8 protein-coding genes, 1 pseudogene and 1 riboswitch are annotated in these 7,842 nt (G+C 52.4%); of the genes and pseudogenes, 5 read left to right on the top strand and 4 right to left on the bottom strand.

The genetic code is table 11. From position 1 onward, the window contains the following. Positions 1–199: pseudogene (locus ACI4WN_RS04545) on the bottom strand (hypothetical protein); the annotation flags it as partial. 41 nt (positions 200–240) lie between these two features. Then, a complete protein-coding gene (locus ACI4WN_RS04540; protein ID WP_439777162.1) occupies positions 241–1,068 on the bottom strand; it encodes a ribonuclease H family protein in 828 nt (275 codons plus the stop codon). Positions 1,069–1,186: 118 nt separating this feature from the next. Here ACI4WN_RS04540 and ACI4WN_RS04535 point away from each other — a divergent pair, with 118 nt between their 5' ends. Together ACI4WN_RS04535 and cls are read left to right on the top strand one after the other, a co-directional pair. After that, complete coding sequence (locus tag ACI4WN_RS04535) at positions 1,187–2,140, top strand: alpha/beta hydrolase (RefSeq protein ID WP_439777161.1); 954 nt, start codon at positions 1,187–1,189, stop codon at positions 2,138–2,140. Beyond that, a complete protein-coding gene (gene cls, locus ACI4WN_RS04530) occupies positions 2,137–3,600 on the top strand; it encodes a cardiolipin synthase (RefSeq protein WP_439777160.1) in 1,464 nt (487 codons plus the stop codon). The genes ACI4WN_RS04535 and cls overlap by 4 nt, the downstream gene beginning before the upstream one ends. 50 nt (positions 3,601–3,650) lie before the next feature. On the opposite strand, the gene ACI4WN_RS04525 is transcribed toward cls, so the two are convergent. Beyond that, complete coding sequence (locus ACI4WN_RS04525) at positions 3,651–4,127, bottom strand: hypothetical protein (protein WP_439777159.1); 477 nt, start codon at positions 4,125–4,127, stop codon at positions 3,651–3,653. A 113-nt stretch (positions 4,128–4,240) separates the two neighbouring features. Here ACI4WN_RS04525 and ACI4WN_RS04520 point away from each other — a divergent pair, with 113 nt between their 5' ends. Continuing rightward, positions 4,241–4,939 (top strand): NAD-dependent protein deacylase, encoded by a 699-nt coding sequence (locus tag ACI4WN_RS04520; RefSeq protein ID WP_439777158.1) that lies wholly within the window; start codon positions 4,241–4,243, stop codon positions 4,937–4,939. Here ACI4WN_RS04520 and ACI4WN_RS04515 read toward each other — a convergent pair. Further along, positions 4,916–5,284: a DUF488 domain-containing protein gene (locus ACI4WN_RS04515; protein WP_439777157.1), complete on the bottom strand. Its 369-nt coding sequence runs from the start codon at positions 5,282–5,284 to the stop codon at positions 4,916–4,918. The genes ACI4WN_RS04520 and ACI4WN_RS04515 overlap by 24 nt on opposite strands. 80 nt (positions 5,285–5,364) lie before the next feature. On the opposite strand from ACI4WN_RS04515, the gene ACI4WN_RS04510 reads away from it, so the two are divergent. Continuing rightward, complete coding sequence (locus ACI4WN_RS04510) at positions 5,365–5,991, top strand: DNA-3-methyladenine glycosylase (protein ID WP_439777156.1); 627 nt, start codon at positions 5,365–5,367, stop codon at positions 5,989–5,991. A 71-nt stretch (positions 5,992–6,062) separates the two neighbouring features. Further along, positions 6,063–6,237, top strand: a riboswitch (Lysine riboswitch). 104 nt (positions 6,238–6,341) lie between these two features. Then, on the top strand, positions 6,342–7,842 hold a 1,501-nt coding region (locus ACI4WN_RS04505), incomplete at its 3' end, for an ABC transporter substrate-binding protein/permease (RefSeq protein WP_439777155.1).

Genomic DNA, 7,842 nt, shown 5'->3' with positions numbered 1-7,842 from the left:
GGCCGGTTGACATACTTCGGGGGCGAAAATCCACAAATCCGCGGCCGGTTGACATACTTCGGGGGCAAAATTTCACAAATCCACGGCTGGTTGACATACTTCGGGGGCAAAAAGCGACAAAATCGCGGCCGGTTGACATACTTCGGGGGCAAAAGGCCACCCAGCCGCCCAACCAACCACGCCGCCGGCCCGCAAGCACCCCACACACCAAAAAACGGAAGCACCGCAGTGCTTCCTTTTTTACATCTGATCCATATATTCGTTCAAGTAGCTGTCAACGAAGTTGTTGCCCTCGTTGTTCTCGTGGCCGCGGACCCACTCAAAGTGCAGGTGCGGGAACTTCCGCAGCTCCTGGTCGATCTCCCGCCACAAGTCGGCGTTTTTCACGTTCTTGAACCCGCGCTTTTTCCAGCCCGTCAGCCAAGCCGGGTGGCCAAAGTCGCTGCTAGCGGACTCGAGCACGTACTTAGAATCTAGGGAAAAAAGGATCTCCTCGTTAGCCAGGCCCAGCTCCTCCAGCTTTTTCAAGCTTTCCAAAAAAGCCGTCATCTCCATCACGTTGTTGGTGGCACCGTACCAGCCGCCGTGGCCGGGGTGGCGCTGGTCGGCTGGATCCAAAATCAGATAGGCCCAAGCCGCCTTGTCCGTTTCCTTGACGTGGCCGCCGCTGACATTGCCGGTGTTGCGGCATCCCCCATCGGTATAGACGTGGACCGGGTAAGGACCCTGCCCATCTTTGCCGTAGTGGCTGATCGGCGTCAGCTTGCCAGCTGACCGCACCGCACCCGCTGACCGACCAGACCGGGCCGCCGGCCGGCTAGGCCGCGCACTCGCGCCACCAGCGCCGCCCTGCTGGATCTTCTGAATCGCCGCCTGCAGCTCATCTTCAGCCGTCTGCAGCTTGGCCAGCGAATCCGCCGGGTCCTCGCCGATAAAGTTGACGGCGTCCATCATGTTGTCAAAAGACTTGAAGACCGCCCCAGAATAGCCGCTTACTTGGGCCTGGGCGTCTGGCCAGTTATGGTAAATGCCAGGCTTGCGACCCTTTTTTACCGCGTAAAATTTCATGTGTTCTCCCCCTCAAAAAGTCAATTTTCAGATCTTGGTCAAAAACAAGATAATGGTATCATAAATATTAAAGAAATTCCGTTTAAAAATTCTGTCTAGAAAGGAGCAAAAGCCAACCGTGCTCTTCTTCAATTCGCGCAAATACGCTGAAGAAACCGAAAAAAAGCGCAGCAAAAAGCAGGACCCGCAAGAACACTCCTTGCCCTTCATGACCTTCTTGGCCATCCTAGCCACCTTCCCGCCCCTGCGCGTTTTTCTCAAGCTCTGCAAAAGGCGAGTCGTTGACCAAGCCGCGATCGAGCCTCGCCCAGAAGGCCAAGACCAGGTCCCGATCATCTACATCCACGGCTTCCGGGGCGGGGACTATACCACCCGGGTCATGGTGGAAGAAGCGGGCAAAAGCAAGGGCGACCCCCGCTTTTTAAAAGTGGAAGCTGACCTCACCGGCCACATCAGGCTGACCGGCACTTACACTGGCGACCAGCAGCCCATCATCCAGCTGGCCCTCAAAGACCGAATCGCCGGCTACCAGGCCATCAATTACTATCTCAGCTTCCTGCTCCCCTTTTTAAGCCAAAAATACGGCTTCACTCGCTACAGCGCCGTCGCCCATTCCCTTGGCTCGCCTTGCGTCGTTGCCACCGAAATGCGCTATGCTAAAAAGAAAAAGTTCCCCCACCTGGTCAAGTGTGCCTTGATCGCGGGGCCCTTTAACGGGGTCATGTACCTGGGCGACATCCCCAACTTAAACCACCTCAACCGCAGCGGCCGGCCCAGCCTGATGACTCCGCACTATTCCTACATGCTCCGTCACCGGGGCAACTTTAACCCGGCCATCCAGGTCCTGAACATCTACGGCAACGTCCTCGACACGACCAACTCCGACCGCTTCATCTCGGTCATCTCGGCCAAGAGCATCCGCTACGTGCTAGCCCCCCACGCCCGCTTTTACCAAGAAGTCGAAGTCCGGGGCGAGAACGCCGAGCACTCGCAAATGCACGACGAGCCCTTCGTCATCAACATCCTGGATCATTTTTTAGAATTAAAAAAGCAGAAAGAAGGTAAACCGTGAACAGTATTGCCTGGATTGACATCTGGCACATCATCATCTTCACCAACACTATCTTAGCCCTCTGGACGGTCTTCCACCGCAAGCGGTCCGTTGCCACTTCCTGGGCCTGGCTGATCGTCTTGATCATCTTCCCGGTGATTGGCTTCGTCATCTACGGCTTTGTCGGCCGGGGGATTTCTCAGGAGAACCTTTTTGCCATCAACCGCCAGCACCACATTGGCCTCGACAATGTGCAAAAAATGATCACCAAGGCGCCTAAAAAGACCAGCGCCGCTGATACGTCGCCTCACGCCCGGATCCTGATCAAGTACCTGGACAAAGATCAGGAAGCCCCGATTACCAAGAACAACCAGCTGAGGCTCTACACCGACGGGGTGGCCAAGTTCAAAGACCTGTTTGCCGACATCCGAGCAGCCAAAAGCAGCATCAACGTCGAGTACTACACGATTTACGATGACCAAATCGGCAATCAGTTCATGGACCTCTTGATTGAAAAGGCTAAAGAAGGCGTCCAAGTCCGGGTCCTCTACGATGCCTGGGGGTCCCTGGGCGCCACTAAAAAGTGGTTTAACCGCCTAGTTAAGGCCGGCGGCGACGTCCTCCCCTTCATCACTTCGCGGAACATGATCTCCCGAAACCGGATCAACTACCACCTCCACCGCAAGATCGTGGTGATCGACGGGGTGATCTCTTGGACGGGCGGCTTCAACGTCGGCGACCAGTATTTAGGCCGGAAAAAGAAGTTCGGCTACTGGCGGGACACCCACCTGCGCTTAGTCGGCTCAGCCTCGCTCCTGCTCCAAGAACGTTTTGTCATGGACTGGAATGCCTCTGCCAAAAAGGAAAAAGAGGTCATCACCTTTGACGAAAAACTTTTTCCTGACCTAGACGAGCAAGACATCCGGAAAGGGGACATGGCCGTCCAGGTCGTGTCAGACGGCCCCGATAACGACGACCCTTACATGCGAAACGGCCTGGTCCGCTTAATGATGCTGGCCCGGCAACGCGTTTGGATCCAGACGCCCTACCTGATTCCTGACGAAGCCATGATCGCCGCCTGGCAGATCCTGGTTAATTCCGGGGTCGACCTGCGGATCATGATCCCTTGCATGCCGGACCACCCCTTCATCTACCGGGCCACCCAGTGGTATGCCAACCAGCTGACCAAGATTGGGGTCAAGGTCTACACCTACAACAATGGCTTTTTGCATGCCAAGACCATCATTGTCGACGACAAGTTTGCGACCGTCGGCAGCGTCAACCAGGACTACCGGTCTTATGACTTAAACTTTGAAGACAACGTCTTCGTTTACGACCGGGTCTTCAACCGGGAGATGGCCAAGCAGTTTAAGGCCGACATGGCGAAGTCGACGCTGCTGACGCCAGAGATGATCGCCAAGCAGTCCCACTACCTGCGCTTCAAGCAGAACTTCTCCAGACTCTTGTCGCCAATCCTGTAGTTTTTTTAAAAAGCAAACAAGTAAACAAAGCAAAAATGGGCTAGCACTTGCTAGCCCATTTGTCTGACATCGATATTGACGCCCCGCTCAAGCCGGGTCATCAGGTAAGCCGCTACTTCGCTAGCGGCTTTATTAAATCGCAGGTAGTAAACCTGGTTGCGGCCCGTTTCAAAAGCCGCAATCGACAAATCGCCGATGGCTGGCGGCGCTGCCGTCAAGACCACCTGCTTGATCTCGCTGTACTTCAGGCTCCGTCTAAAGTAGCCGCTCAAGACGACCCGCTCGTTGCTTAAGCCCGCAGACGCCTCCAAGATCCCCGTTAAGATAAACAAGGCGAGAAAAACGTTAAAGCCTGGCTGCCCCAAGTCCAAGTAGTCCCATAAATAGCCCAGCCAGATCAAGAGCAGCGGCATAATAATGGAAGTCATCCGGTAACGGGCCCGAATCTCGATTTCGGCTTGCCGATACCAGCTGTAGCCCGCATAGGCCGCCAGCAAGAAATCAGCTACTAGGTAAAAGCTATCCATATAATCTGCCACCTCAAAAACTTTCTTAAGAATTAGTTCCATTATAACAAACTAAGCGCTTATAATTGAGGAAAAAGGCATTATCCTAACTTTTCTTAAGAAAGAGGCTTTATATGGATCAAGAATTATTAGCTGAATTTAAGCAAGACGTCAAAAACGCCCGCCACCCGGTCTTTTTGACCGGCGCTGGCGTTTCCACCCACTCCGGCATCCCCGACTACCGGTCTAAGACCGGGATCTACAACGGAGTCAGCGAGCCGCCTGAGGTCATCTTGAGCGAAGACACCCTCTACAACCGCCCGGAGCTTTTTTATAACTTTGTCATGGACAACATGTACTTCCCCGATGCCAAGCCAAATCTGATTCATGAAAAAATGGCTGAGATCTGCAACGAAAAAGGCGACCTGATTACCCAAAACATCGACACCCTGGACACTAAGGCCGGCAACCAGCACGTAACCGAGTTCCACGGCAACCTGTACGACATCTACTGCACCAAGTGCCACCAAAAGCTGACTTATGACGACTACAAAAAAGGCTACCGGCACGAGTGCGGCGGCATCATCCGGCCGGGCATCGTCTTGTACGGAGAAGGGATCAACATGGAAAATGTTTCCCGGTCGGTCAACGCCCTCACCCAAAGCGACCTGGTCATCATCGTCGGCACCAGCTTTGTCGTTTATCCTTTCGCTGGCCTCTTAAGCTACGCACCCGAAAATGCCAAGCTCTGGGCAGTCAACTTGACGGAAATTCCGGCTCAAGGGATCAAGCAGCTGGTGGGCGACGCCTTAGAAGTCTTTAGCCAGCTGTGAGTCGGCGTATCCCTTTAAAACGACTGCCTGGTTGTGCTCCAGGTCCTTGGCCCCATAAAGAAAGAGGACGTCGCCCTTTTTCAGCTCCGCTTGAACCTGGGCCAAAAAGTCTGGCACTTCCGGATTTGCGGCTAGTTCTTTAAGGTATTTTTCCTTAAATTCCGGGAACTTCTCCGGGTCATGGCCGTACCATTTGCGCAGGTCGGCGCTTGGGGCCACTTCTTTTGCCCAGCCATCCAGCTGGGCTTTTTCCTTGCTCATCCCCCGTGGCCATAAACGGTCAACTAAGATCCGGTAACCCGGCAGATCGGCATGGTAGATTCTTACAGCTTTGATTTCTGACATATGCTTGCTCCTTTAGCAGGTAGCTAATATACTGAAATAATATACTCAACCTTATTTTATTCCGAAAGAAGCTAAAAGCAATGACTTACTATGACTTTTTTACCGGCAGACCTACGGAAGAAATCTGCCAAGACCTGCTAGGCCGGGCCCTGACCTTGGAGGGGCCACAGGGCAAGCTTGGCGGCTACATCGTGGAAGCCGAGGCCTACCTGGGCAAAAAGGACCGGGCAGCTCACTCTTATGGCGGCCGCCGCAGCCAGGCTAACGAAGGGCTCTATTGCCCAGGCGGATCCTTATACATTTATGCCCAGCGCCAGTACTTTTTCTTTGACGTGGCCTGTCAAGAAGAAGGCGAGCCCCAAGGAGTCTTGGTCCGGGCAATCGAGCCCGTCTGGGGGATCGAGCAGATAGAAGCTAATCGCGGCGGCAAGACCGGCGTCCTTTTAACCAACGGTCCCGGTAAGCTGATGCAGGCCCTGGGAATTGATTCTAGAAAGTGGGACCTGGCCAAGCTGGAAGACAGTCCTTTTGCCATTGATCTCACCCAGAAAAAAGTCCCAAAAGAAATCATCGCCGCGCCCCGGATCGGGATCAGCCAAGCCGACCCGACCTGGGCCAAGAAAAAGCTTCGCTACTACGTCGCCGGTAATCCTTACGTCTCAGACATGAAGAAAAAAGATTACGATCAAGGTCATGGTTGGGCCTAAAGTTTAATTATTAAATCAGTCTTGACTTTTTTCTTAATTTAATTTAATCTTAAAGCAGTAAAAATATTATCCAATACAATAGAGGTCGCGATCGTTCACCAAAACAGGAGTAGCTCACGCATTAGCTTTGATCCCTGCTATTAAGGAATATCGCCGAAATCAGTTGTCAGGACGTGCTGGACGCTGGTTGGGCTGCAGGAGAAGATCTTGCAGACTGTCCTAGCAATAGGGAGCGCTATAATTTTTGGTATTCATACTGAAATTTACAGAAACTAACCGCCTCATTGTATATGCAATGGGGCTTTTTTGCACTTTATTGTATGAGTTTGCCTAAATGGAGGTTTTTTCAAATGAAGAGGAAAGGCAGCTGGATCGGGGCCATTTTAGCCTTGATCATGACTGTGGCAGTTGGCGCAAGCTTTGCTAAGCCAGCTGAAGCCAGCGGTACGCTTAAGATTGGGATGGAAGCCAACTATGCTCCATACAACTGGACCCAAACGACGAGTGCCAATGGCGCGGTAAAAATCGATGGGACTAGTTCTTACGCCAATGGTTACGACGTCAAGATTGCCAAGATCATCGGTAAAAAGCTGCACAAGAACGTTATCGTCGAAAAGACGCAATGGGATGGGCTTTTGCCAGCCTTGACCAGTGGCAAGATCGACTTGATCATCGCCGGGATGAGTCCAACGGCAGAAAGACGCAAGGCCATCAACTTTACGACGCCTTACCGGACCACCAGCTTCGTGGTCATCGTCAACAAGAAGAGCAAGTACGCTAGTGCTAAGTACTTAACCGACTTCAAGGGCGCTAAGCTGACTGCTCAGCAAGGGACCTTGCACTACAACCTGATCAAGCAATTGCCAGGTGCTAAGCGTGAACCTGCTTCTAAGGACTTCTCCGCAATGCGGGAATCTCTGGAAGCCGGCACTATCGACGGTTACGTTGCCGAAGACACGGAATTGACTTCTTTCAAGATGGTCGACTCTAACATTACCGGCGTTAATCTCTCCAAGATGAAGGGCTTCAAGGTTTCTGCTGAAGATGCCGAAGTTTCCATCGGGGTCAAGAAGGGCAACGATCAGCTGCTCAGCCAAGTTAACAAGATTTTAGCTGGTATCTCCACTGCTAAGCGCAACCAATTGATGAAGGAAGCCGTTCAGCAGCAGCCACAAACCAATACCAAGAAGGAAAACTGGCTGGTTTCCATGCTGAAGAACTACGGGAACATGATCCTGGAAGGGATCGGCATGACCCTGTTCATTTCCTTAATCGGTACGATCGCTGGTTTCTTCATCGGCTTGCTGGTCGGCATTGTCCGCACCATTCCAGAACCAAAGAACAAGTTCAAGAAGGGTCTGCTGGCCTTTTGCAAGTGGCTCTTGTCCGTTTACGTTGAAGTCTTCCGCGGCACCCCAATGATGGTTCAGGCTGCGGTTATCTACTACGGGATTGCCCAATTCTGGCACATCAACTTGAACAGAACGGTTGCTGCCTTGGTCATCGTTTCCATCAACACCGGGGCCTACCTGGCTGAAGTTATCCGCGGGGGGATTATTTCTACCCCTAAGGGTCAGTTTGAAGCCGCTAGTGCCTTGGGGATGACCCACAACCAAAGAATGTGGAACATCATCTTGCCACAAGCGATCAGAAACTGCTTGCCTTCAATCACCAACGAATTTATTGTTAATATCAAGGATACGTCAGTATTGAGCATCATCTCCGTTTCCGAATTGTTCTTTGTTGGTTCAACCATTGCCAGCCAAAGCTTCCAATTCTTCCAAACTTACCTGGTGATCTCCGCAATCTACCTGTTCTTGACCTTTACGATTACGCGGATCTTCAACTTGA

Source organism: Lactobacillus sp., assembly GCF_051893255.1.
GTDB lineage: Bacteria > Bacillota > Bacilli > Lactobacillales > Lactobacillaceae > Lactobacillus.
This window is presented reverse-complemented; position numbering and strand designations above follow the sequence as displayed.

What these genes read in the sequence shown, in the direction of transcription:
- ACI4WN_RS04515 (WP_439777157.1), bottom strand. Translation starts at nt 5,284, where the DNA reads ATGTCAGAAATCAAAGCTGTAAGAATCTACCATGCCGATCTGCCGGGT.
- ACI4WN_RS04510 (WP_439777156.1), top strand. Translation starts at nt 5,365, where the DNA reads ATGACTTACTATGACTTTTTTACCGGCAGACCTACGGAAGAAATCTGC.
- ACI4WN_RS04520 (WP_439777158.1), top strand. Translation starts at nt 4,241, where the DNA reads ATGGATCAAGAATTATTAGCTGAATTTAAGCAAGACGTCAAAAACGCC.
- ACI4WN_RS04540 (WP_439777162.1), bottom strand. Translation starts at nt 1,068, where the DNA reads ATGAAATTTTACGCGGTAAAAAAGGGTCGCAAGCCTGGCATTTACCAT.
- ACI4WN_RS04525 (WP_439777159.1), bottom strand. Translation starts at nt 4,127, where the DNA reads ATGGATAGCTTTTACCTAGTAGCTGATTTCTTGCTGGCGGCCTATGCG.